This is a genomic window from Salinigranum halophilum (assembly GCF_007004735.1).
In the GTDB taxonomy this organism is placed as follows: Archaea; Halobacteriota; Halobacteria; order Halobacteriales; family Haloferacaceae; genus Salinigranum; species Salinigranum halophilum.
In genome coordinates, this window is the sequence record NZ_ML660182.1 from 366130 (window position 1) to 389447 (window position 23318).

Below are 23318 nucleotides of genomic sequence, written 5' to 3' on the forward strand. Positions count from 1 at the left end.
ATCGAACCGGGCCGCGTCGAACGAGTCGTCTCGACGGCGTCGGGCTTCCGGGTCTCGACCGCCGCGGGCGACTCGTTCGACGCCCGGTACGTCGTCGCCGCTTCGTGGAGCGATGCCTCGTATCTCCCCGAGGACGTCGCGGCGCGTGCACGAGGCTCGAAGACGTTCGTTGACGAGGACGGCGTCGGCCGAACCTCGGTCGCGGGCCTCTACGCCACGGGTCGCCTCGCCGACACGTACCATCAGGCGGTCGTCGCCGCGGGTCACGGGGCGGCCGTGGGCATCACGCTCGTCCACGACTCGAACACGCCCTTCTACAACGACTGGGTCACGCCCGAGGGGTACTTCACCGACCGGGGAAGAGACGTTCCTCCCGGATGTGAGGAAATCGACGCCGAAGAACAGGCGCGGCGGCAGGCCGAATCGAGAGCGGTTATGCGCGAACAGTTCGCCGAACCACACGAGCAGCGACAACGGACTCACCCCTCGCTCGTCGACGACGACCGGGGGCGCGTCGACCCGTCGTGGGACGTGACGGTCGACTGATAGCTCTTCGTACGCGAGGGCGCAGGCGCGACCGTCGGGGGGTCCCCCTCGACCGACCCGACGGTTTTTATCGGGGACCGACCCACTTCGTGGTAGATGCTCGAAGGAGTCAACGTCGCGCTCGGCGTCTCGGGCTCGATTGCGGCCGTGAAGTGCGTCGAACTCGCGCACGAACTCCGCCGCCACGGTGCCTCGGTTCGAGGCGTGATGACGCCCGCAGCCCGTGGCATCATCCACCCCTGGGCGCTGGAGTTCGCCACCGAGCGCGACGTCGTCACCGAGATTACGGGACGCGTCGAGCACGTCGAGTTGTGCGGCAGAGAGGGCTGGGCCGACGTCCTCCTCCTCGCGCCGGCCACCGCCAACACGGTCGGGAAGGTCGCCGGTGCGGTCGACGACACGCCGGTGACCACCTGTGCGACGACGGCTCTCGGGGCCGGCGTGCCGGTCGTCTGCGCGCCGGCGATGCACGAACCGATGTACGACCACCCGGGCGTGATGGACGCGCTGGGCCAGTTAGACGAGTGGGGCGTCGAGTTCGTCGACCCTCGTCTCGAAGAGGGGAAGGCGAAGATCGCGACCGAGGACGCCATCGTCACGGGCGTCGCCCGCGCGGTTTCGGAGCGACCCCTCGCTGGCCGGCACGTCGTCGTCACGGCGGGAGCCACTGCCGAGTCGGTCGACCCGGTCCGCCTCTTGACGAACCGTTCCTCGGGGAAGATGGGCCGGGCGCTCGCCCGAGCGTGCCACGCTCGGGGTGCGACCGTCACCCTCGTCCACGGCACGGGGAGCACGAAACCCGACGTCGATACTCACTACGCCGACGTCGAGTGGGTCGAGTCGAGCGAGGAGATGCTCGACGCGACGCTCGACGCCTGTGCGGGCGCGGACGTGCTGGCGTCGGCGGCGGCGATTTCGGACTTCACGGTCGAGATGGCGGACGAGAAGATTCGCTCGGGCGAAGCCCGCACGCTCGACCTCCACCCCGCGCCGAAGCTCATCGACACGGTCCGAGAGCGGTATCCTGACCTCGCCATCGTCGGCTTCAAAACCGAGACGTCGGGGGACGACGAGGCGATGGTCGAGGAAGCCCGGCGCATCATGGACCGGTCGGCCCTCGCGTTCGTCGTCGCCAACGACGCGAGCGTGATGGGGAGTGAGGAGACCCGGGCGCTCTTCGTCTCGCGCGACTCCTCGGACGCGTTCGTGGGGTCGAAGCTGGCGCTCGGTGTCGAGATTACCGACGAACTGGTCCGCGTGCTGGCGGACGGGACGCCGTGACCGGCGACCACCCGTGAGGCCACGTGCGACTCAGGACTCGACCGTCGCGTCTTCTTCGGCCGGGGGGTCGCCGGCGTCCGCCCCGGCTGACTCGCTCTCGCCGTCGGCTTCGCCCTCTTCGCTCTCGCCGTCGGCTTCGTCTTCACGCGGCCACCGGTAGAGGCCGTAGAGGGACAGGATGCCGCCGGCGACGAGCAGCCGGCCGCCGGTCGTCCAGTCGTTGCGGAAGTAGATCAGCATCGCGCCGAGGCTCACGAGCAAGACGACGGCGTTCCAGACGAACACGTGCAGGACGAACAGTCGAGCGATCTCCGAGCGCTGGAAGACGTCACCCGTCGCGGACGGGACGTCGACGGACGGGGTCTTGACCCTCGGTCCGTCCATCCCCTCCGGATACAGGCTCTCGGAATCGTCGAACCAGTCATCGTCCATCATCGAGGGATGTGAGGCGGAGCTAATCAGGGTTCGGGTTCACTCGTCGGGTCAGGGGCCGTGTCGGCGACCGTCGGTCCCGAGTGTCGTGAACGGTGCATTCGAATCAGATGAGTAACACGGCGACGGTCACCGCGAGGACGAGCGTCACGAGCACGATACTCGTCCCGATGTCGGCAGTCAGTCGGGTCGGCTCCCCGTCGCCGAGCCGTGCGAGCACCGACCGGGGGTCGGTGACCACGGTGTGTGCGAGGCGCGTCGTCGCCACGGCCGCCCGGTCGACCGCCGCGTACAGCTCCGTCGTCCCGACGACGAGGGCGCGGCTCCCGTACAACACGGCCGGGTTGTAGAGGTCGTCGACGTCGGGCACCCGTTTCACTCGGGACAGCGGTTTCTTGACGAGGACGAAGCCCACGAGTCCAGCCACCGCGAGGGCCAGTCCCTCCACGATGTGGTCGACCGTGTACGTCGTGTACGCGTGCGAGACGACCGCCTCGGAGGTCACGTCGTACGGCAAGAGCCCGAACAGCGCCGAGTCGACGACGCCGAAGAAGACACAGAGGACGGCCACGGTGACCATCGCGACCGACTGACCGATGTTGGCGTCGGCGACGCTGCCCTCGTACTCGCCGTGGAAGAAGGCGTAGTAGCCGAACTTGATGAACGACATGAACGTCCCGACGCCCCCGACGAGGAGAAGCCACTCGAGGGTGGTCCGCCCGCCCACGTAGAGCGGTCCCTTGGCGAAGTCGTAGTGGCTGGCCGCGATGACGATTCCCTTGCTGACGAAGCCGTTGAACAGGGGAAAGCCCGCGATGGAGAGCGCGGCGACGACGAACGCGACGGCGGTCAGCGGCATCTCGCGACCCAGCCCGCCGAGTTTCTTGAGGCTCTCGGTCCCGGTCCGGTAGACGACGACGCCGGCGGTCATGAACAACAGCCCCTTGTAGAGGATGTGGTTGAACACGTGCGCCATCGCACCCGCCTGTGCCAGCGTCGTCCCGATGCCGACGCCGGCGATCATGTAGCCGACCTGTGACTGGATGTGGTACGAGAGGAGCCGCCGCATGTCGTTCTGGAACAGCGCCATCGTCGCGCCGAAGACGGCCATGATGCCGCCCATGTACGCGATGGCGAGCTGTCCCTCGGGGAACGCCCGGTACATCCCGTAGACGCCGGTCTTGGTGGTGAACACACAGAGGAAGACGCTCGCGGCGATGTGCGGCCGCGGGTAGGTGTCGGGCAACCAGGCGTGCAGACCGACGAACCCGACGTTGACGCCGATGCCGACGGCCGCGAGAATCGGCGCGACGGGGCCCGCGATGCCGCCGTCGGTCGCGGTGAAGAGGAACGAGCCGACCTCGACGTAGTGCCAGATGACGGCTCCCAAGAGGAGCGTCCCGCCGATGCCGTGCAGTATCGCGTATCGGTAGCCCGCTCGCACCGCCCGGCCGCCGTAGTGCCAGACGAGCAGCGTGCTCGTGACCGCCATGAGCTCCCAGAAGAAGACGAGCGACAGCCAGTCGCCACCGAAGACGGCCCCGAGGCTCGTCCCGACGTACGAGAGCGCGAAGGCCGTCTGGAGCGAGTCGGCCTCCGAGTACCACGAGTAGAGCACGGCGACCGCGCCGATGAGGCCGAAGACGAGCCCCATCAGCGTCGAGAACGCGTCGACGTTGTACAGCACCGCGTCGAACCCGAACAGCGCGACGGGGAGGTGCTGTCCCGCCGGCGACAGCCAGACGTACGGGACGACGACGCCCGTCGCGACGATTCCGAGGACGTGGCCGGCTCGCCGACCGAGGAACGGGATGACGAGCGCCGCCAGCAGGACCGGCACGAACGGCGGGAGGAACGGTTCGACCGAGACCATCAGACGCTCACCCCCGTCGCGCCGGCGACGACGAGCCTGACGATTCGCAGGAAGACCGCGGTGTCGGGGACGATGCCGAGCACGAGCGAGCCGGTCGCCGCGAAGAGGATGGGGCCGAGCATGAACCAGGTCGACTCCGCCCCGTTCCACGCGCGGTGTTCCCACGCGAGGCCCGAGTCGTGACCGTGGTCGCGCTCGATCTGTGCTGCGGCCTCCGCGTCGTCGACAACCCCCTGGCCCTCGTGGTCTGCGGCGTAGCCGTGGTCGTCACGGACACCGTCGTCGTCCGGTGTCGAGCCACCGTCGGGTGCCGTCTCCGGTGCGCCGTACCGGCCGCCCAGCACGTTCTCGACGACGGGCTTCGGGTCGGCCTCGCCGGGTGACTCGAAGAACGCCGTGTACACGACCGGCCAGAAGTACGCGATGTTGAGGACGCCCGAGACGAGGAGTGCAACGGTGAACACGATGCCGCCGGACGACACCGTGCCGATGAGGAGGAAGTACTTGCTGACGAAGCCTGCGACCAGCGGGATGCCGGCCATCCCTAGCGCCGCCACGCCGAACGCGGCCATCGTCAACGGCATCCGCCGCCCGATGCCCGCCATGTTACTGATGTCGTCGGTGTGGGTCTCGACGTGGAGCGCGCCGGCACAGAAGAACAGCGTGAGCTTCATGAACGCGTGAGCGGGGATGTGGAGGAGTCCCCCGACGAGCGACAGGGGGTTGAGCACCGCGAGGCCGAGCACGATGTACGACAGCTGACTCACCGTCGAGAACGCCAGCCGGCGCTTGAGGTTGTCCTGTCGGAGCGCGATGACGCTCGAGACGACGAGCGTGAACGCCGCCACGGCCGCCAGGATGACGCCGACGCCGAGGTCGGCGACGAGGTCGGGGCCGAACACGTCGAGCACCACGCGCGCGATGCCGAACACGCCGGACTTGACGACGGCCACCGCGTGTAGCAGTCCGGAGACGGGCGTCGGCGCGACCATCGCGTCCGGCAGCCACGAGTGCATGGGCATGAGCGCGGCCTTCACGCCGAAGCCGACGACCAGCAGCGCGAACGCGGCGCGGGCGAACACCGGGTCGGCAGCGGCCAACGCGGCGATGCCACCGGCGGAGAACGCCGTCGTCCCCGGCACGCCGGGCGCTCCCGTGAGCCAGAAGACGAGGATCGCGCCGGAGAGGACCGCGACGCCGCCGCCGAACGTGTACGCGAGGTACTTCCGGCCGGCCGCCCGCGCCTCGTCGGTCTCGTCGTGGGTGACGAGCGGGTAGGTCGCGACGGTGAGGAGTTCGTAGAAGACGAACAGCACGAGCAGGTTCGAGGCGAAGGCGATTCCGATTGCGGCCGAGAGGCTGCCGGCGAACGCCGCGAAGTACCGCGTCTGTGCGTGCTCGTCGAGGCCGCGCATGTAGCCGATGCTGTAGAAGCTCGTCACGAGCCACAGCATGCTCGCGAGCAGGCCGAAGAGGATGCCGAGCGGGTCGGCTCGGAGCGCGAACTCCACCCCGGGGACGAACGTCCCGAGGTTCGTCACGTACACGTCGCCGGCGAGGACGCCGGGGACCATGCTGGCGACGAGGCCGAACTTCGTCACGGCCGCGAGGACGGTCCAGGCCTCCCGCAGGTTCGGCCGTCCGCGCGACGCGAGAATCGGGACGATGATCACTGCTGAGACGAGCACCGCGGCGAGTGGTCTGAGAGACGTGAGTTCAGTCATGCGAGAAGCCGTTCGATGGTTGGTTCGAGGAGCTGTCCGTATTCGAACGCGGCGACGCCGAGGACGACGGCCAGAACGGCCGCCGCCAGCACCGTCGCCCGCATCCCGGTCGACACCCGCGCGGCCCGGGTGACGGTCTCAGTGCCGACCCCGTCGGTGACGACGGTCCGGGGCTGCCCGGTGTCGGTGTCCACGTCGGCGCTGGCCCCGTCGACTGTCGCCGACGCCGCGTCGCGGAAGTATATCCGTTCGAGGACCCGCGCGAAGTACGCGAGCGTCAACAGCGTGCTCGCGAGGATGACGACCGCGAGCGGCCACGCGCGCCCCTCGACCGCGCCGAGCGCGATGTACCACTTGCCGACGAAGCCGACCGCGGGCGGGACGCCGACCATCCCGAGCGCGAGGACGCCGAACGCGGCCGCACCTATCGGCGTCCGCTCCGCGAGCCCCTCGTAGGCGTCGATGGTTCGCGCGTCGGTCTCGTCGGCGATGAGTCCGCTCGTCAGGAACAGCCCGCCCTTCATGATGGCGTGGCCGACCAGGTGGATCATCGCGCCCGTCAGCGCGGTCCCGTTGGCCACCGCGATCGCGCCGACGACGAGGCCGAACTGCGAGACCGACGAGTACGCCAGCATCCGTTTGATCTCGCGCTGGGTGACCGCGAGGACGCTCCCGACGACGATGCTCACCACGGCCCCGGCCACGAGCACGGTCTGGGCGAACTCGTTCGCGGCGAGGAAGTCGACGGTGAACACGGTGAAGACGATGCGGATGAGGGCGTACGCCGCGACGGTCGAGACGAGCGCCGAGATGAGCCCGCTCACCGAGTCGGGCGACCCGGCGTACGCGGCCGGCTGCCAGGTGTGGACGGGGAAGACGGCGATTTTGACGAACAGACCGACGACCAGCAGGCCGAACGACGCCCGGACGAGCGGCGAGGTGTAGCCCACCGCCGCGAGTTGCGCCGAGAGGTCGGCCATGTTGAGCGTCCCCGTTGCCACGTACGCGTAGCCGATGCCGAGGAGGAACAGCGACGCACCCACGGTCCCGACGAGGAGGTACTTCAGCGCCGCGCGGGCGGAGCGTCCCCCATCGCCGCTCGCGACGAGTGCGTAGGCGGCGAGCCCCGTGATTTCGAGGAAGACGTACATGTTGAACACGTCGCCGGTGATGCTCATTCCCGTCAGCCCGGCGACCAAGAGCAGATACGTCGCGTAGAAGGCGTTCGACCGCGGGCCGGCGCGCCGGGCGTATCCGAGCACGCCGAGGGCGACCACGGCGACGAGGACGGCCATCGTCGCGGAGAGTCCGTCGACGACGAGTTCGATGCCGAACGGCGCGGTGAAGCCGCCGACGACGTACGCGACCGGTTGGGAACCGAACGCGTCGACGGCGAGGGCGACCGCCGCGGCGGTCTGGACCGCCGACGCGACGACCGCGATGGGCCAGCCCGTCTCCGAGCGGACGAGCCCGCCGAGTAGCACCGCGATGGAGCCCAGAATCGGGAACGCGACGAGGAGGGCGGGGAGGTCACTCATCGGCGATCACCTTCCGGATGCCTTCCTCGGTCAGCGTGCCGTACTCCTGGTAGATCCGGACGATTAGGCCGAGGGCGACGGCGGTGAGGCTCACGCCGACGACGATGGCGGTGAGGATCAGCACGTGCGGGAGCGGGCTGACGTACGGCTCGGGCGCGGTCAACAGCGGGGGACTGCCGCCGTCGACGAACGCGGTCACGATGAAGAACAGGAAGATACCCGTCTGGAAGACGTTCATGCCGATGACCTTCTTGACGAGGTTCTGGCTGCCGATCATGGTGTACGTCCCGACGCCCAGGAGGAGGAAGGCGACGAGGTAGTAGAGGCGGTCGGCGAGGAGGTCGATCACGCCGCATCACCTCCGTTCTCGTCGCTCCGCGGCCCGGCGGCGATGACGAACAGGAGGCCGCTGACGACCCCCGCGACGATGAGCCCGATGGCGAGTTCGACGAGTTCGATGCCGTACTTCGAGGCGTCTTTGATGCCGTAGGTGGTGTACTGCAGGAAGTCCCCGCCGAGGAAGACGGACCCGAGGCCGATGAGTAAGAACGCGAGAACACCGAACCCGATGAACGCGACGGGGAGCGTCGGGCCGATCCACCGCCGAGTCGTCTCGATGCCGAACGCCAGTCCGAGCATGAGGACGACCGTCCCGACGATGACACCGCCCTGGAAGCCACCGCCGGAGGAGTCCGCGCCGTGGAACATCACGAACAGCCCGAAGGTGAAGACGAACGGCGTGATGACGCGGACGGTCGTCATGATGATGGGGCTCTCGACGTACGGACTGCCCGCTACGTTCCCGGGGAGGTCGCCGGCGGACCGGTCGGCGTCGCTCATCCGAACACCTCCCTGTCGAGGACGAGCAGCAGGCCGACACCGGCCGCGTAGACGACGACCGCCTCCCCGAGCGTGTCGAACCCGCGGTACGCCGCGAGGACGGCAGTGACGGCGTTCTCGACGCCGGCCTCGGTGTAGGCGTTGGCGAGGTAGTAGTTCGTCACCTCGTCGGTCGCGACCGCCGAGTCGGCGGAGCCGACAGCCGGGAGCGCGAAGAGGGTCGTCGAGAGGACGGCGACGAGGGCGATGGCCACCCCCGCCGCGCGGAGGTCGACCCGTTCGAAGGTCCGCTCGCCGGCAGGGCGGACGGTCTTCGCGATGGTCAACAAGAAGAGAATCGTCATCACGCCGGCTCCGACGGCCGCTTCCGTGAGCCCCACGTCGGGCGCTCGCAGGAACACCCAGATAATGGCGATGCCGAGGCTGTACGCGCTGAACGCGATGATCGAGCCGAGGACGTCACGGAGGAGCGCGGCCGCGACCGCACAGCCGAGGACGAACACGAACAGCCCTGCTTCGAGTGCCGTGATCACGACTCGTCCACCTCCGTCGAGGGGGATGTCTCGGCGTCGGGCTCCGTCCCCGTCTCGGACTCGGACTTCGACTCCGACTCGGCGTCGGTCGTGACGGTCCACGGTTCGATACCCTGCTCGGCCGCGGCTCTGGTAATCGCGTGTGCGGCAGTCGGATTCGTGAGGAACATGAACAACAGTAACAGTCCGGCTTTCAGCGTCGACAACCCCGCGTCGACGACCAGCGCGACCGCCGCGAGCGTCAACACTGCGCCGAGCGTCTCGCTCTTCGAGGTCGCGTGGGCGCGGGTGTAGAGGTCAGGTAGTCGGACGAGGCCGACGGCCGCGACGGCGGCGAAGAAGACGCCGCCGGCGGCGAGCACCACGACGGCGATTTCGGTCGGCGTCATCGCTCAGAGCACCCCCCCGCGCTCGACGGAGAACTTCGAGATGGCGATGCTCAACACGAAGTTCAACAGCGCGTAGACGAGCGCGATGTCGAGTGCGCCCGGTTCGCCGATGGCGGCCGCGAGCAGCGCGATGACGATGACGGTGTTCGAGCCGATGACGTTGACGGCGATGACTCGGTCGGGCATCGTGGGGCCGCGGACGATCCGGTAGACGCCGACCAGCGAGGTGAGGACGAACGCCGCCGCGGCGACGAGGAGGACGTCTTCGACGAGCGTCATGCGTCCTCCCGTTCCTCACGGCGTTCGAGCGGGCTCGGGATGCGGGCGACGTCACGGCCGTAAAACACGAACCGGACGGCACGCTCTAACGAGCCGGAGAAGAGGTCCTCGCGCGAACTGCGGGTGAGCGTGTGGACGGTGAAGTGGCTCCGCGTGACGTCGACGGTCAGCGTTCCCGGCGTGAGCGTGATGCTGTTCGCGAGCGTCGTCACCGGCAGCGCCGACCAGACGGCGGCGTCGAACTCGACGACCTCCGGGTCGATCGGCAACGACGGGTGGAGGACGACGTAGGCGATAGCGAGGTTCGCCTTGGCGATCTCCCACAGGAGGTAGGGGATGTAGAGGGTGACCCGAGCGAGCCGCTTCACCGCCTGCGTCGGCCGGATGGGCGTGGTGAGCGAGACGCCCCAGAGCGCGACGGCGACGACGGTGGCGCTGATCGCTCCCGTCACCAGCTCGAACGGTACGACCGACCCGGCCAAGAACAGATAGAAGAGAAACGAGACCGAGAAGAGCCCGAGGAACTGTGTGACGTTCCCGGAGCGGACGAGCAGCGGGTTCTGCCGTTCGCGGGTGGCCGGTGCCTCCCGTACCTCGAGACCGGCCCGCCGTACCTCGTTCTCGAGCGGCGGGAGCAGCGGCGTCGTGCCGAGCGGGGCGAACCCCGGGTCGAACACGGCGAGGTGGAGGTCGTTGTTCCGGGCGTATCGCGCGAGCACGTCGGCGTAGTCGCCGGGGCTGAAGAGGTACTCTCGCCCCCCGACCAGCGCGGTCTCTAACTCGACCGCGTCGGCGTTGTCACCGAGGTCCTCGCTGGCCCAGACCATGACCCGGTCGAGGAGGGACTGGGCCGTCTCGAACTCGGTCGTCTCCGTCTCTGACGGGAGCCGTTCGGAGGCCGGATAGACGAAGTGAACCGACGGCGTCTCGCCGGTCTCCTCGGCGCGGTCGAGCGCGTGTTGGACGACGTACCCCACGGTGTTCCGGAGCGTGTTCGACTCGGAGACGGGAACGAGCAGTCGGGTGTCAGTCAGTGGGACCACCTCTGTCGTGAAGGGCGACAGTCCGAACGTGAACGCTTGACATCGATACCTAGCCTAGGCGTTCAGCCACACCGATTAAAGGGTTTCTTTTCCCCGTGTTTCGGGGGTTCCGTCACGAACGTCACCGACAATCGAGCGGGACCGAGCGCGCCTCCACGACCGACTCGCCGTCGCGGTTTCGTGGGGGAGCCCGGCACCGTCGCACCGCTCCGGTCTCCGACGTTCCGGTCGGTTCAGGCGCTCGGCGCGTCGAGGCCCAGCTCGTCGAGGAGCGTCAGCGCCGCTTCGTGCGAAGAGGGCGGGCCGCGTGCGGTCACCAGGTCGCCGTCGACGGTGACGGAGGTGTCCGCGTCGAGTTCGGCGTCCCAGTTCACGCCGACCGCCTTCACCTCGTCTTCGACCCAGTAGGGGAGTTTCCGCCCGTCGGGCATCCGGTCGAGGTCGTCGACGATGCCCTCCTCCCAGGCGTTCGGGAACCCGGTCACGTTCCGGCCGGTGGCGAGGAAGTCGCCCTCGGAGTCGCGGGTGAACGCGAGAATGCCGACGGCGTGGCAGACGACGAGCGCCTTGCCGTCACCCTCGACGGCCTCCCGCAGCGCGGCGCGGGCGTGGCGGTCCTGATTGATGTCCCACTCGGTGCCGTGGCCACCGGGGAAAACGACGGCGTCGTACTCGCTCGCGTCGACGGACGCGAGCGGCTCGGGGTCGTTCAGTCGTTCGTCGTTCGCGTCGCACTCGGTGACGCGAGTGGCGAGCTCCTCGCCGACCTCGCCGGGGTCGACGGAGCGCTCGTCGACCACCGGCGGGTTGCCGGTCGGCGTCGCGACCGTACACTCGACGCCCGCGTCGGTGAGCGTCTGCAGCGGCTCGATGCACTCTTCTCCCCAGTAGCCTTCCTCCGTCACGACGAACAGTGCGCGTGTCATCGGTCTAACTCGGGCGGCGACGCGCAAAAGCGGCCGGTCCCCGGAAAGCCCAGCCTCCTCTCTGTCACCTACTCGTCCGCGCCCGGCGCGGTCTCTTGTGTCCTCTCCCCGTCGACCGGGGCGCTCTCGTATCCGCGGTGGAGGTGACAGGCCGCCTCGTGGCCCGTGTCGGTCGGTTCGAGCGCCGGCCGGTCGCCCGCACAGACTGTCGGGAACGCCTCGGCGAGACGGTCGCGTGCCGCATCGTCGTCACCCGAGACGACGTCGTCGAGTGCGTCTCGGAGGACGCGCTCGGCGCTCGGGTCCGACAGAGTCTCGGGTAACTCGAACTCCGCGCGTACCGCCGCCGCGACCTCGTCGTCCAGACGCTCCCCCGACGCCTCACCCGTGACGAACTCGCGGACGGCGTCAACGTCGATTCCCTCCCGTTCGAGCCGGATGCGGAGGTTCATCACCGCGCGCCACTCCGCCCGCGTGAACTCGTACCCCTCGGGCGGGACGAGCTCCGGACAGCGGGTGTGGAACCGACAGCCAGCCGGGGGGTTCGCGGGGCTCGGCACGTCGCCGGTGAGGACCGTCCCGAGGCCACGCGACCACGGGTCGGGCTCCGGAATCGACGAGAGGAGGGCTCGCGTGTAGGGGTGTTGCGGGGAGTCGAAGACGTCGGCTGTCGGCCCGAGTTCGACGATTTCCCCGAGGTACATCACGGCGACGCGGTCGCACACCTCGCGAACGACGCCCATGTCGTGGCTGATGAAGACGATAGCAAGTCCGAACTCCGCCTGGACTCGTTCGATGAGCGTGAGAATCTCGGCCTGCACGGAGACGTCGAGCGCGCTCGTCGGCTCGTCGGCGACGACGAGGTCGGGGTTGACGACGAGTGCCCGCGCGAGCGCGATGCGCTGGCGCTGTCCGCCCGAGAACTCGTGGGGGTAGCGGTCGATGTCCTCCGCGGAGAGCCCGACGCGTTCGAGGAGGTCCGCCACGATACGACGACGGCGCTCGCGTCCTCCGACCCCGTGGATGACGAGCGGCTCCGCGACCGCCTCGCCGACGGCCATCCGCGGGTCGAAACTCGACGTCGGGTCCTGGAAGATCATCTGCGCCCGTCGCCGGAACCGCTTCAGCTCCGCCGGGGTGTACGAGGTGATGTCCTCGCCGTCGAACAGCACCTGCCCACCGGTCGGCTCCTCCAGTCTGAGGAGCGAGGTCGCCGCCGTCGACTTCCCACAGCCGGACTCGCCGACGATGCCGAGGGTCTCGCCGCGCTCGACGGTGAACGAGACTCCGTCGACCGCGCGGACTCGACCGACCTCGGTCTTCAACAGCCCCTCCGTGACGGGGTAGTGTTTCTCGAGAGCACGCACCTCCAAGAGTGGCATCAGTCGTCACCTCCCGTTCCCGTCGCTGGGCCGTCCGACCCGGTCGTCTCCGCTCGCTCGCCGAGGACGACGCTCGGGTCCCCGCCGGGACCGAAGTGGACGCAGGAGACCTCGTGTGCGACGGCGTGCTCGTCACCCGTGCTCACCGCGTACTGCGGCGGCTGTTCCCCGTCGGTACAGGCGTCGACGGCGTGTGGGCACCGCGCGGCGAACCGACAGCCCGGCGGCGGGTCCGTCGGGTCCGGCAGCGTCCCGCCGATAGAGCGCATCCGCCCGCCGCGGCCGGGGAGACAGTCGAGGAGCGCCCGCGTGTACGGGTGCGACGGCCGGTCGAAGAGGTCGTAGACGCCCGCCGTCTCCATCACCTTCCCCGCGTACAGCACGACCACCCGGTCGGCCACCTCGGCGACCACCCCCAGGTCGTGGGTGATGAGGAGGATGCTCATGTCGAACTCCTCTTGTAGCTCCACGAGGAGCCGGAGGATCTGTGCCTGGATGGTCACGTCGAGCGCCGTCGTCGGCTCGTCGGCGATGAGGAGTTTGGGGTTCGACGCCAGCGCCATCGCGATGACGACCCGCTGTTTCATCCCGCCCGAGAACTCGTGAGGGTAGTCGTCGAACCGGGTGGTCGCGTCGGGGATGCCCACCCGGTCGAGGAGTTCGAGCGCCCGGTCTCTCGCCTCCCGTCTGGTGACCTCGTCGTGGAGACGGACCGCCTCGACCAGTTGCCAGCCGACGGTGTAGACCGGGTTGAGCGCCCCCTGTGGGTTCTGGAAGACGTGGGCGATATCGCCGCCTCTGATCTCGGTGAGCTCCGCGTCGGAGAGTGTCGCGAGGTCGCGACCCTCGAACCGGACGGTCCCTCGAATCTCGCCCGGCGGCGTCCGAATCAGGCGGGTGATGGACTCGGAGGCGACCGTCTTGCCGGACCCCGACTCCCCGACGAGACAGACGGTCTCGCCCCGCCCGACGGAGAAGGAAACCCCGTCGACCGCGCGGACGACACCCTCGTCCGTCTTGAACCGCGTGCGGAGTTCCTCGACGTCGAGCAGTGGGTCCCGTCGCGTTCCGCTCATCTGTCTGCCCTCGGGTCGAGCGCGTCTCGAAGCGCGTCGCCCATGAAGTTGAACGCGAGGATGGTGAAAAAGAGGAAGAAGCCGGGGAACGTCGAAATCCACCACGCGCTGTCGAGGTCGGAGCGCCCGGCGGCGATGACCTGCCCCCACGAGGGGATGGTCGGGTCGCCGAGCTGGAGGAACGACAGCGCCGCCTCCGCGAGGATGTACCCCGGAATGGCGAGGGTGGCGGCGGTGATGACCGTCGAAGAGACGTTCGGGACGAGGTGTCGCCGGATGACGTAGGCGGCGTTCGCCCCGGCGCTCTTCGCCGCGAGGACGTACTCCTCTTCTCTGAGCTGGAGCGCCTCCGAACGGACGAGGCGGGCGATACCCCCCCACGACGTGAGGCCGAAGAGGACGATGAACATGAACAGCGAGCCGCCGAAGAGGAACACCAAGAGCAGATAGAGCAGGAAGGTCGGGAAGGTGAGCTGGATATCGACGTAGCGCATCAGCGCCTCGTCGACCATCCCACCCGAGTAGGCCGCGACGGTGCCGACGGCCGTCCCGATGGAGATGACGAGCAGCGTCGTGATGAGTCCGAGCTTCATGCTCACCTGCATCCCGTAGATGACGAGGACGAGGATGTCCTTGCCGTCGGACGTGGTCCCGAGCGGATGTGCGAGCGAGCCGTGACAGACGTCCCCCGTCACCTCGCCGACGCACTGGAGCGGCACGGACGAATCGACGGTCGTGAACAGCGGGGGCTGGTACTGCCGGGTGAGTTCGAGTTCGGGCGCGGGGATGAACACCGGCCCGACGATTCCGACGAGGAAGACGACGACGAGGTAGCCGAGGCTCACCACCGCGAGTCGGTTCTTCCGGAACTGTCGCCAGTAGTACGCCGTCAGCCGGCGGTTGTCGGACAGGGGGACCACGACGTAGAACACCATGACGACGAGCGTGAGGAGGAACAGCCAGTCCAGTTGGGTGACGTCCCAGAGGAACGTGTCGCCGAACAGCGGCACCGACGGCGGGAGCGCGAACTCGACCGTCGGTGTGTTCGGCAAGACGACGGCGTAGTCGTAGGCGAAGACGGCCGCGAGAACGGCGACGACCGCCCCGACGCCGAGGTCCCGGCGCGAGAGGACCGTCCGCCCGCCCTCGTCGTCCCAGTCGATGTCCTCGAACGTCTCGTGCTGTGTTCCGTCACCGCCGTACCCCTGTCGGGAGTCGGTCTCCGTCGCCATCAGCGGTCACCGTATTCGATGCGCGGGTCGAGAATGGTGTACGCGAGGTCCTGGAACAGGTTCCCCACGACGGCGATGAACACGCCGATGAGCACGGTTCCGAGGACCAGGGCCGTGTCCTGTGCGACGATGGCGCGGAACGACAACTGGCCGAGACCGGGAATCCCGAAGACGACCTCCACGAGGTACGAGGCGGCGATGAAGATGCCCAGGAGGTCCGAGATGAGGATGGTCACCAGAGGGGGTGAGGCGGGACGAAGGATGTGGTGTGTGAGGATGCGCCGCTCGCTGGCCCCCTTCGCCCGTGCGGTCTTGACGAAGTCCGCCTGGACGAACTCGAGGGTTCGTGCCCGTGAGTAGCGCATCAGGCCGGCGATGGTCCCGGTCGTGAGCACCACGACGGGTAACACGAGTTGGCGGGCCATCTGCAGCGAGAAGAAGGGCACGTCGGGGTCGAAGACGACCGGGAACCACCCTAACTGGACGCCGAACACGAGCAGGAGGATGATGGCGAACCAGAAGTTCGGAATCGCGAAGCCGAAGAAGGCGAAGAACGTCGCCGCGTAGTCGGCCTTCGTGTACTGGTGGGTCGCCGAGTACAGCCCGATAGAGAGGCCGAGCAGGATGGAGAGGACGGTGGTTGGTACAGAGTAGATGGCCGTGTACGGCAGAGCGGCCCAGATGGCCTCAGTCACTGGCTGTGAGCGGCTGTCCGACCAGCCCCAGTTGAGCGTCACCATGTTCTGCATGTACGTGGTGTACCGCTCCCAGAGCGGTCGGTCGAGTCCCCTCGCCCGGCGGAACGCTTCGCCCGCGGTCTCAGCGCTTCCCCCGCTCTGGGCGACCTGAAACTGGAGTTCGGCGGCCTGCTGGTTCGGGGTGGCCGCGAGCAGGCCCCACGTCACCGAGAGGATGATGAACGTCGCCACGACGGTCCACAGGAGCCGTCGGACGACGTACCAGCGCATGCTCATCGGTGGTCCTCCGGCGCTGGCGTGAGAGCGGTCACTCGAAGTACCACGTCTGGCTGTCCCACCCGCTGGCGAAGTCCTCGATGGGGCCGACGACCTCGGACCGGTAGCCGCTGATGGCGGAGGTCATGGTGACGAAGCCGAACGGCTGCTCCTCGTTGATGTAGCCGAACGCCTGCCCGAGCAACCGTCTCCGTTCCTCCTCGTCGACCGTCCGGGAGGCCTCCTCGTACAGGCCGACGATGTCGCGCTCGGGGACGTAGCCGTAGTAGTTGATCCCGCCACGCTCCTGGAAGAACGCGCTCGAGGAGGTCGGTGTGTACGGGTAGGTGTTGAACCCGAGGTTCACCGACATGTCCCACGGCTCGGGGCTCGTCGAGACGTCGCGGGGGCCACCGTTGAACTGACCGGCGGTCCACTCGGCTTCGGTCCCCTCGGGTGGGGAGTTGGTCGCGAACTTCTCGATGAACGACGAGGTGGGCCGTATCTCGACGCGGATGCCTGCGTTCTTCTGAAACTCCTGGGCGATGAACTCCGCCGTCGTCCGCTCGGTGTCCTGCCCCTGATCGAAGTACAGAGAGAGCGTCACCTGCTCGCCCGCCCCGTTCTTCAGCACGTCGCCGTCGTAGCTGTACTCGGTGCCCGAGAGCGCCTCCGCGAGCAGTCGCCGCGTCACCTCGGGGCCGTAGTTCTCGCCGACGCCGTAGTTCGTGATCTGGTCGTCGACGTACCACTTCGTCCACTTCGGTTGCATGGTCTGAGCGACCTGTGCGTAGCCGCGATAGATGCTCTCGGCGATGGCCTGCTTGTCGACGGCGTGCCCCAGCGCCTGTCGAACCGCCTTGCGGCGGAACGGTCGCCACCCGTTGGCGCGCTGGTTGTACGCCAGCACGGAGACGAACGGCTGGGGTGTGACGTTGAGGTAGACGTCTTCGAGGTCCTGAAACTGGTTCGCCTTGTTCGGCGGGACGCCCGCCGTCGTCACGTCGCCGTTGCGGAGGGCTCCGAGGCGGGCGCTCTCCTCTTTGATGACGCGCACGATTCGGCGGTCGAAGGTGGGTGCCTCGGTCCACGCCTCGGCGAAGCTCTGGTCGACGCCGTCGATGCCAGCGAAGTCCAGGTCGCCGTTCTGTGCGAGTTCGCGCATGTAGTACTCGTCGTTCCGGGTGACGACGAACTGCGACTCGCGGTCCCACCGCTCGTAGGAGTACGGGCCGAGGTTGCCCGTGTACGCGAGGGTGTTCACCTCCTCGTCCTGCCGCAACCCCTCGACGTCCCCCGAGGGGGCGTACTTCTCGAGGATGCCCTGCGGCATGCAGTTCTGTCCCCACAGCACCGGTTTGAACGGGAACGACGGGTCGACCTCCGGGAGCGAGAGCGTGAACGAGCGGTCACCGGTCTTCTCGACCGGGATGGGTTCGCCGTTGCGGACCCAGTCGTCGGCGTTCGGGTAGCCGGACCAGTTGTCGGGGTCCTGGAACACCTCCTGAATCATGTACACCCAGTCGTCGGCGGTCATCTGGCCGTAGCCGGCACCCCATCGGAGGTTCTCCCGCAACTGGACCTCGTAGACGCGGCCGTCCTCGGTGGAGATGTCCGCCCAGAGTGGGAATATCTCCTGTTCGGGGGTGATGACCCAGGTGGCGTCCATCGTGAGGCCGATAAAGCCGCCCGACGTCGCATCGGCGATAGAGATCCAGTTGAGCGAACTGGCGTCGACGGACGAAGCACTGACGTAGTCGGTCGTCGACCCCCCGGAACGCGCTGTCGTCGTCGCCGACGCCCCCGCCTCCTCGCTCTGGTTCCCGCTGCTCGAACAGCCCGCGAGGCCCGCGGCCGCCCCCACGCCCAGTAACTTCAGAAGGTCTCTGCGACCCGGCCGGTAGAGCGCGTCCGGGTCGCCGTCGCCTCCGTAACCGGATGGCATGGTGTGTGAAAACAGCCTCCAAAGTAAATATCCATCGGTGGGGGGCGTAATCAGTGCGCCATCGTTCGATTTACCTCCGGTCGAGGGGTGCGAGACGAGCGCGTCCCGAGAGCACACAACGTCGGCCGACCGCAGGTCCCGTCAGCCGTCGCCGAACTCGTCGACGATGACGACCTCGCCGTCCTCGACGGTGACGTTGATGAGGGTCTTGACCGAGTAGTCGGTGTCGTCGAGCTGGTTCGGCCCCGCCTTCTTGATGACGGCGACGACGTCGACGACGTCGGCACCGATGTGGCTCAGCGCGTCGAGGATGGCCGTGATGGTGCCGCCGGTGGAGAGCACGTCGTCGAGGACGAGCACCTTGTCGCCCTCGTACACGTCGTTGATGTACATCTCCGAGTCGGAGTAGCCCGTCGTCTGGTGGAGCGACACCTCGCCTGCGAGGCCGTACTGGCGCTTTCGGATGACGACGAGGGGGATGTCGGTCATGAGCGAGACCGCGGTGGAGATGTGGATGCCCATCGCCGCGGGCGTCACGATCTTGTCGACGTCTTCGATCTCGGCCTTTCGGATGATGCGGATGACGATCTCGCGGAGGAGTTCCGGCTTCAGCATCGGGACGCCGTCGCTGATCGGGTGGACGAAGTACTCGTAATCGCCTTTCTCGATGATCGGTGCGTCGAGGAGCGACTGCCGCAACTGGTCCATGGCGTCGGTTCTGCCGGTGAGGGATAAAACGTGGCGGTTCACCGGCTGCATGCGAGTGGGTGTCTGTAACGGGGAGACGCGCCCACACTCCTGACGCGCACTTAGCGGCTCCGTCCGCCAGGATGGGTGTGCGAGGGTGAGGCAGCCCACTGCACCCGTGTGTCGTGTGACTACCGACTGGTCGACCGCTCCCGACCAGCACCCCGCCAGCGACGACTGTCGCCCCCTGCACTTTTTCCAGCGAGAGACGAGTGAGGTGTATGAACCTCTCCGATCTCAGCCTCACTGTCGGCAGTCGGTTCTCTCGGTCTGACCTCGAAGCCGCGTTCGACCGTGGCATGACCGGGCGTGGGATCGAAATCTGCTACGACGAGGACGACCAGCGCTATCTTCGGCTGTTCTCGAAAGAGACTGGACCGTACGCTGACGACGTCACCGCCGGGCAGTTCACGTACATCGGCGAAGGACGGACGGGTGACCAGACACTGACAGCAGGCAACCGTCTCCTCGCGAGTGCGAAAGACAGCCCTCTCCCGATTTTCTTCTTCTACCAATCCCCTGGGGACGATACGTGGGAGTATCAGGGACTCGTCGATGTCGTCGACTATCGGCAGGTACACTACGACCCCGAAGACCGACTCATATTCGAGTTTACACTACAGCGGCGGAGCGAAGCGCACGAACGAGTCGACGCCGAAGAGCACGCTCGGGACCTCGCCCAGCCCAGTCGCGTCGAAACCACACGAAGTCGCGTCGTCCGGAACACGACCACGAGTCGACAGTTGAAGCAACTGTACGGACACCAGTGTCAACTGTGCGGTGACGTTCGACAGCGGACGCCCGAAGCGGCGTATGCCGAGGCTCACCATCTCCAACCGCTCGGCCGTCCGCACGATGGCCCGGACGTCACGGCGAACCTGCTTGTTCTCTGCCCGAACCACCACGCAGATTTCGACTACGGGATGGTCTCAGTCGACCCTGTGCACCTGACCGTCGCTCACGCGTACGACCACTCACTGTCCGGGACGAAACTCAGTGTTGCCGCAGCGCATCCACTCGAAGACGAGTTTCTCGACTACCACAATCGAGAGATCGCCGACTTCTGACTGGCGCTACACCGCCTCGATCTTGAACACGGCCTCCTCGATTCCCTCGCTCCGACAGTCGGGGCATCTGGAGGGGTAGTTGACGGGGTCGTCGAACGCGCTGAACCCGCAGTTGCGACACTCCGGCGGGGCGACGAGGAACTGCTCGTCGCCGTCGAGCGAGCGAGCGACGTGCTGGAGGTGGTCGTACACCGTCGAGGCGGGGACGCCGACGCGGGTCGAGAGGTCGCTCGCCGTCTGGGGGTCCGCCCGAAGTTCGTCGGCGATTCGCTGGCGCGTCGTGTGCTCGGTCATAACAGGGGTAGCGACTCGACGATAATGCGTCTTGTTCTCCGCACCGTCGACGCCCGCGCTCGACCGGCCGGGCACCTCGACGCTGGTGAAGTATCAACGTAACATAGCAAAGACGAAATGACCCTGTGCTGAAATGGGGGATGGACTATGAAAGCAGTTGTTCTGGCAGGCGGGTACGCGACACGACTCTGGCCCATCACGAGACACCGTCCGAAGATGTTCCTCCCCATCGGCGACGGGACGGTCATCGACACCATCTTCGAGGAACTCGAGGCGGACGACCGCGTCGACGAGGTGTTCGTCAGCACGAACGAGTACTTCGCCGACGAGTTCGAGGCGTTCATCGAAGAGAGCGACTACGAGAAGCCGACCCTCTCCGTCGAGGAGACGGTCGAGGAGGACGAGAAGTTCGGCGTCGTCGGCGCGATGGCGCAGCTCATCGACCGCGAGAACGTCGACGACGACCTGCTCATCGTCGCCGGTGACAACCTCATCAGCTTCGGGCTGTCCAACTTCATCGACTACTTCGAGGAGAAGCAGTCGCCCTCGCTCGTCGCTTACGACGTCGGCTCGCGCGAGAAGGCCAAGTCGTACGGCCTCGTCGAACTCGACGGTGACAAGGTCGTCAACTTCCAGGAGAAGCCCGAAGACCCCAACAGTACGCTCGTCTCCATCGCGTGTTACGTCTACCCGCAGGACACGCTCCCGCTGTTCGACGAGTACCTCTCGAACGACAACAACCCCGACGAGCCCGGCTGGTTCGTCCAGTGGCTCCAAGAGCGCGAGGACGTGTTCGCGTTCACCTTCGACACCGCCTGGTACGACATCGGGACGGCCGCGTCGTACCTCGACGCCGTCGAGGGCTACCTCGAGGGAGACAACTACGTCAACGACGACGCCGTCGTCGAGAACTCCGAACTCGGAGAGAACGTCCACGTGATGGCCGGCGCGCACATCGAGAACTCGACGGTCGACCGCTCGGTCGTGTTCCCGAACGCGACCATCGTCGACTCCGACATCCGCGCGTCCATCGTCGACGAGGAGGCACAGGTCGAACACCTCGACCTGACCGAATCGCTCGTCGGTGCGTACTCGAAGCTGAAGCCCGAGTAGCCACCCCGACGGCCACTCCCGTCGCGGCCTCCGTGCTCACCCCTGCTTCGCTTCTGCACCGTCGCGCGCGGCGGTCGGCCCCGAACGGCGTGTGACAGTGGGTCACACAAAGAGCGTGTTGAGTCTTGAACAGGTTTTGATGCCCGGCCCGTGAAGAGGGGGACACGCATGTACGAGTACGACAGTCTCGCTTCCCCGGTGGTCGAACAGTCACTGGGTCGGAGCATCGCCCTCCTGCGGTGGGTCGGGTTCTGGAGCGCCATCTGCCTCCCACTGGCTCACGTCCCGCTCCTCATGGCGCGCGGGCTCACCCCGTCGTCGACGCCGGTCCTCCTCGCGCTGTGGCTCGCGAACGTCCTCGCGCTGGTCCTCGGGCGGGAGCACTCGCCACGAGCGACCGTCGACACCAGAGGTGGTCGACCGTGAGCGCGGGGTCGGCGTCCCGGCGGAAGCGCGACCGACTCGAACGGTACCTCCGCCGTCGCGCCGAGGGCGGCGAGTTCTACTTCAAGAGCAAGTACATCGCCGACGCGGTCGGCCTCTCGACGAAGGAAATCGGCGCGTTGCTCCCGGGACTCTGTCAGTCGGCGACCGGCTTCGACCTCGAAGAGTGGGGCTACGCGAACGCCACGACGTGGCGGGTCGTCCCGACGACAGAGTGAGACGAGTGCGGCGCGTGCGCGATGGCTATTTGTCACGTGAGCCAGACGAGAACGTATGGACGGCACCGACGTGGCGACTCACGGCGAGCACGACGCGGGCGGAGGACAGCACCAACACCGGAGTCGCTGGCCCATCGTCGCCGCTGTCGGTGCCGCTGCGCTGTACGGTGGCGTCGGACTCCTGCTCGGTGGGGGGTCGCTCGTCCCTCGACTCCCGCTCGGTGCGCTCGCCGCCGTCGGCGGCGTGGTGCTGGCCGTCGGACTCGTCGGGTGGGCGTACGAGGCGTTCGTAGCCGACTACTGGGCGACGCAGGTCGACCGGTCCGACCTCTACGTCGGTGGGATGGTCCTCTTTCTCATCTCCGACGTGGCGACGTTCGCAGCGGGCTTCGTCTACTACGCTTTCGTCCGCGTCGGACCGTGGCCCCCGAGCGAACTCCCGCCGCTCGTCGGCTCACTCGTCCTCGTCAACACCCTCATCCTCGTCGTGAGCAGCGCCACGATTCACCGCAGCCACGGCGCGCTCGAGGCGGGCGACCGGACGACGTTCATCCGCTGGCTCGCTGTGACCGTCGGCCTCGGTGTGGTCTTCGTCGGGGGACAGGTGTACGAGTATTACGAGTTCGTCACCCACGAGGCGTTCACGCTCTCGGGCGGCGTCTTCGCCTCGGCGTTCTACGGCCTCACGGGTCTGCACGGCCTGCACGTCTCGCTCGGCGTCGTCTTACTCGGGTCTGTGCTCGTCCGGGCGCTCCGCGGTCAGTACACCGACGGGCGCGACGCGGGCGTCCGCACCGTCGCCCTCTACTGGCACTTCGTCGACGTCGTCTGGCTCTTCTTGGTCGTCGTGCTCTACGTCGGCGCTGTCGTCGGCTGAGGCGTGGACGCGGCGGACGCGCCGGAGAGCGCGACTTCACTCGCGCCGCCGACTGGCCCGCTCGTCTAACTCGACCAGTTTGCGGTACACCGGCGGGATGAGCACGGCGACGGTTCCGAGGCCGATGGCGAACACCCCGAGCGGGAAGCCGAGCGCCGGTGCCCGGAAGCACGTGTTCTCGGCGACGATGGTCGAGTAGTATCGTTCGCCCTGGTAGGTGACGATGACACCCGATTCGAAGGCGGCTCGATTCGCGAAGGAGCCGTGGATGTGCGCCTCGCGTCGTGGCGCGTCGAGCGCCTCGACGAACGCCTCCTGCTCGGCGTCGGTCAGGTCCGCGAAGGCGAGCCGCTGGAGCTGTGGCCCGTCGTTCTCGACGAGTTCCGTCGCGCGCTCGGGCGGTTCGACCACGATGGTCGGCGAGTCGCAGTCGCGGAGTTCGTCCTGGATGAGCGCGTACCCACCCGGCACGGCCCCGCCGATACCGATGGCGATGAGCAAGACACCGACGAACGGCGTCACGTAGGTGAACAACAGTGAGGTGTCCTCGCCGTCGTCGGCCATCG

The 23318-nt window shown here is 67.5% G+C and carries 25 protein-coding genes and 1 pseudogene; 7 read left to right on the forward strand and 19 right to left on the reverse strand.

The genetic code is table 11. The features are described from left to right. Both E6N53_RS01905 and coaBC read left to right on the forward strand, forming a co-directional pair. Positions 1 to 546, forward strand: a pseudogene (locus E6N53_RS01905) (thioredoxin reductase); the annotation flags it as partial. A 96-nt stretch (positions 547 to 642) separates the two neighbouring features. Beyond that, entirely contained in the window at positions 643 to 1827 is a 1185-nt protein-coding gene (gene coaBC / locus E6N53_RS01910) for a bifunctional phosphopantothenoylcysteine decarboxylase/phosphopantothenate--cysteine ligase CoaBC (RefSeq protein WP_142856460.1), read from the forward strand. 30 nt (positions 1828 to 1857) lie between these two features. On the opposite strand, the gene E6N53_RS01915 is transcribed toward coaBC, so the two are convergent. The 17 genes from E6N53_RS01915 to hpt form a co-directional block, all read right to left on the reverse strand. After that, complete coding sequence (locus E6N53_RS01915; protein ID WP_142856462.1) at positions 1858 to 2259, reverse strand: DUF7322 domain-containing protein; 402 nt, start codon at positions 2257 to 2259, stop codon at positions 1858 to 1860. Between the two features lie 106 nt (positions 2260 to 2365). Next, on the reverse strand, positions 2366 to 4132 hold the full coding sequence (locus E6N53_RS01920) for a Na(+)/H(+) antiporter subunit D (RefSeq protein ID WP_142856464.1): 1767 nt from the start codon (positions 4130 to 4132) through the stop codon (positions 2366 to 2368). Beyond that, positions 4132 to 5856, reverse strand: coding sequence for a cation:proton antiporter (locus E6N53_RS01925; RefSeq protein WP_142856466.1), 1725 nt, complete (start codon positions 5854 to 5856; stop codon positions 4132 to 4134). The genes E6N53_RS01920 and E6N53_RS01925 overlap by 1 nt, the downstream gene beginning before the upstream one ends. After that, positions 5853 to 7394, reverse strand: coding sequence for a monovalent cation/H+ antiporter subunit D family protein (locus E6N53_RS01930; RefSeq protein ID WP_142856468.1), 1542 nt, complete (start codon positions 7392 to 7394; stop codon positions 5853 to 5855). The genes E6N53_RS01925 and E6N53_RS01930 overlap by 4 nt, the downstream gene beginning before the upstream one ends. Further along, positions 7387 to 7743, reverse strand: a complete 357-nt coding sequence (locus E6N53_RS01935) for a cation:proton antiporter subunit C (RefSeq protein WP_136588761.1) — start codon at positions 7741 to 7743, stop codon at positions 7387 to 7389. The genes E6N53_RS01930 and E6N53_RS01935 overlap by 8 nt, the downstream gene beginning before the upstream one ends. Then, positions 7740 to 8234: an MnhB domain-containing protein gene (locus E6N53_RS01940; protein WP_136588762.1), complete on the reverse strand. Its 495-nt coding sequence runs from the start codon at positions 8232 to 8234 to the stop codon at positions 7740 to 7742. The genes E6N53_RS01935 and E6N53_RS01940 overlap by 4 nt, the downstream gene beginning before the upstream one ends. Continuing rightward, on the reverse strand, positions 8231 to 8767 hold the full coding sequence (locus tag E6N53_RS01945; RefSeq protein ID WP_142856470.1) for a DUF4040 domain-containing protein: 537 nt from the start codon (positions 8765 to 8767) through the stop codon (positions 8231 to 8233). Before E6N53_RS01945 ends, E6N53_RS01940 begins: the two co-directional genes overlap by 4 nt. Then, a complete protein-coding gene (mnhG, locus tag E6N53_RS01950; protein WP_142856472.1) occupies positions 8764 to 9156 on the reverse strand; it encodes a monovalent cation/H(+) antiporter subunit G in 393 nt (130 codons plus the stop codon). The genes E6N53_RS01945 and mnhG overlap by 4 nt, the downstream gene beginning before the upstream one ends. A 3-nt stretch (positions 9157 to 9159) precedes the next feature. Then, entirely contained in the window at positions 9160 to 9435 is a 276-nt protein-coding gene (locus tag E6N53_RS01955; protein WP_136588765.1) for a cation:proton antiporter, read from the reverse strand. Continuing rightward, positions 9432 to 10478, reverse strand: a complete 1047-nt coding sequence (locus tag E6N53_RS01960; protein WP_201741053.1) for a monovalent cation/H+ antiporter subunit E — start codon at positions 10476 to 10478, stop codon at positions 9432 to 9434. The genes E6N53_RS01955 and E6N53_RS01960 overlap by 4 nt, the downstream gene beginning before the upstream one ends. A gap of 233 nt (positions 10479 to 10711) precedes the next feature. Next, positions 10712 to 11404, reverse strand: a complete 693-nt coding sequence (locus E6N53_RS01965) for a type 1 glutamine amidotransferase domain-containing protein (protein ID WP_142856474.1) — start codon at positions 11402 to 11404, stop codon at positions 10712 to 10714. Between the two features lie 68 nt (positions 11405 to 11472). Beyond that, the gene (locus tag E6N53_RS01970) at positions 11473 to 12786 is read right to left on the reverse strand and encodes an ABC transporter ATP-binding protein (RefSeq protein WP_142856476.1); all 1314 of its coding nucleotides are present in this window, start codon (positions 12784 to 12786) and stop codon (positions 11473 to 11475) included. Beyond that, positions 12786 to 13862, reverse strand: a complete 1077-nt coding sequence (locus E6N53_RS01975) for an ABC transporter ATP-binding protein (RefSeq protein WP_142856478.1) — start codon at positions 13860 to 13862, stop codon at positions 12786 to 12788. Before E6N53_RS01975 ends, E6N53_RS01970 begins: the two co-directional genes overlap by 1 nt. Further along, positions 13859 to 15094, reverse strand: coding sequence for an ABC transporter permease (locus E6N53_RS01980; RefSeq protein ID WP_142856480.1), 1236 nt, complete (start codon positions 15092 to 15094; stop codon positions 13859 to 13861). The genes E6N53_RS01975 and E6N53_RS01980 overlap by 4 nt, the downstream gene beginning before the upstream one ends. After that, on the reverse strand, positions 15094 to 16062 hold the full coding sequence (locus tag E6N53_RS01985) for an ABC transporter permease (protein ID WP_142857244.1): 969 nt from the start codon (positions 16060 to 16062) through the stop codon (positions 15094 to 15096). The genes E6N53_RS01980 and E6N53_RS01985 overlap by 1 nt, the downstream gene beginning before the upstream one ends. A gap of 37 nt (positions 16063 to 16099) precedes the next feature. Further along, positions 16100 to 17992, reverse strand: coding sequence for an ABC transporter substrate-binding protein (locus tag E6N53_RS01990; protein WP_142856482.1), 1893 nt, complete (start codon positions 17990 to 17992; stop codon positions 16100 to 16102). A 141-nt stretch (positions 17993 to 18133) separates the two neighbouring features. Further along, positions 18134 to 18700 (reverse strand): hypoxanthine/guanine phosphoribosyltransferase, encoded by a 567-nt coding sequence (gene hpt, locus E6N53_RS01995; protein ID WP_142856484.1) that lies wholly within the window; start codon positions 18698 to 18700, stop codon positions 18134 to 18136. A 260-nt stretch (positions 18701 to 18960) separates the two neighbouring features. Here hpt and E6N53_RS02000 point away from each other — a divergent pair, with 260 nt between their 5' ends. Next, positions 18961 to 19806 carry an SRA domain-containing endonuclease gene (locus E6N53_RS02000; RefSeq protein ID WP_142856486.1) on the forward strand — a complete coding sequence of 282 codons (846 nt, stop codon included), beginning with the start codon at positions 18961 to 18963 and terminating at the stop codon, positions 19804 to 19806. A gap of 6 nt (positions 19807 to 19812) precedes the next feature. Here the strand turns inward: E6N53_RS02000 and E6N53_RS02005 are convergent, their stop codons facing one another. After that, on the reverse strand, positions 19813 to 20100 hold the full coding sequence (locus E6N53_RS02005; protein WP_142856488.1) for a transcriptional regulator: 288 nt from the start codon (positions 20098 to 20100) through the stop codon (positions 19813 to 19815). Positions 20101 to 20247: 147 nt separating this feature from the next. Here E6N53_RS02005 and E6N53_RS02010 point away from each other — a divergent pair, with 147 nt between their 5' ends. The 4 genes from E6N53_RS02010 (at position 20248) to E6N53_RS02025 (ending at position 22752) form a co-directional block, all read left to right on the forward strand. Next, entirely contained in the window at positions 20248 to 21213 is a 966-nt protein-coding gene (locus E6N53_RS02010; RefSeq protein WP_142856490.1) for a nucleotidyltransferase family protein, read from the forward strand. Between the two features lie 168 nt (positions 21214 to 21381). Then, positions 21382 to 21639: a DUF8028 family protein gene (locus E6N53_RS02015; protein WP_201740101.1), complete on the forward strand. Its 258-nt coding sequence runs from the start codon at positions 21382 to 21384 to the stop codon at positions 21637 to 21639. Further along, positions 21636 to 21875: a DUF7123 family protein gene (locus tag E6N53_RS02020; protein WP_136588775.1), complete on the forward strand. Its 240-nt coding sequence runs from the start codon at positions 21636 to 21638 to the stop codon at positions 21873 to 21875. The genes E6N53_RS02015 and E6N53_RS02020 overlap by 4 nt, the downstream gene beginning before the upstream one ends. Positions 21876 to 21930: 55 nt before the next feature. Then, entirely contained in the window at positions 21931 to 22752 is an 822-nt protein-coding gene (locus E6N53_RS02025; RefSeq protein ID WP_136588776.1) for a cytochrome c oxidase subunit 3, read from the forward strand. Between the two features lie 36 nt (positions 22753 to 22788). Here the strand turns inward: E6N53_RS02025 and E6N53_RS02030 are convergent, their stop codons facing one another. After that, positions 22789 to 23316: a DUF7979 domain-containing protein gene (locus E6N53_RS02030; protein ID WP_136588777.1), complete on the reverse strand. Its 528-nt coding sequence runs from the start codon at positions 23314 to 23316 to the stop codon at positions 22789 to 22791. Positions 23317 to 23318 lie beyond the last annotated feature (2 nt).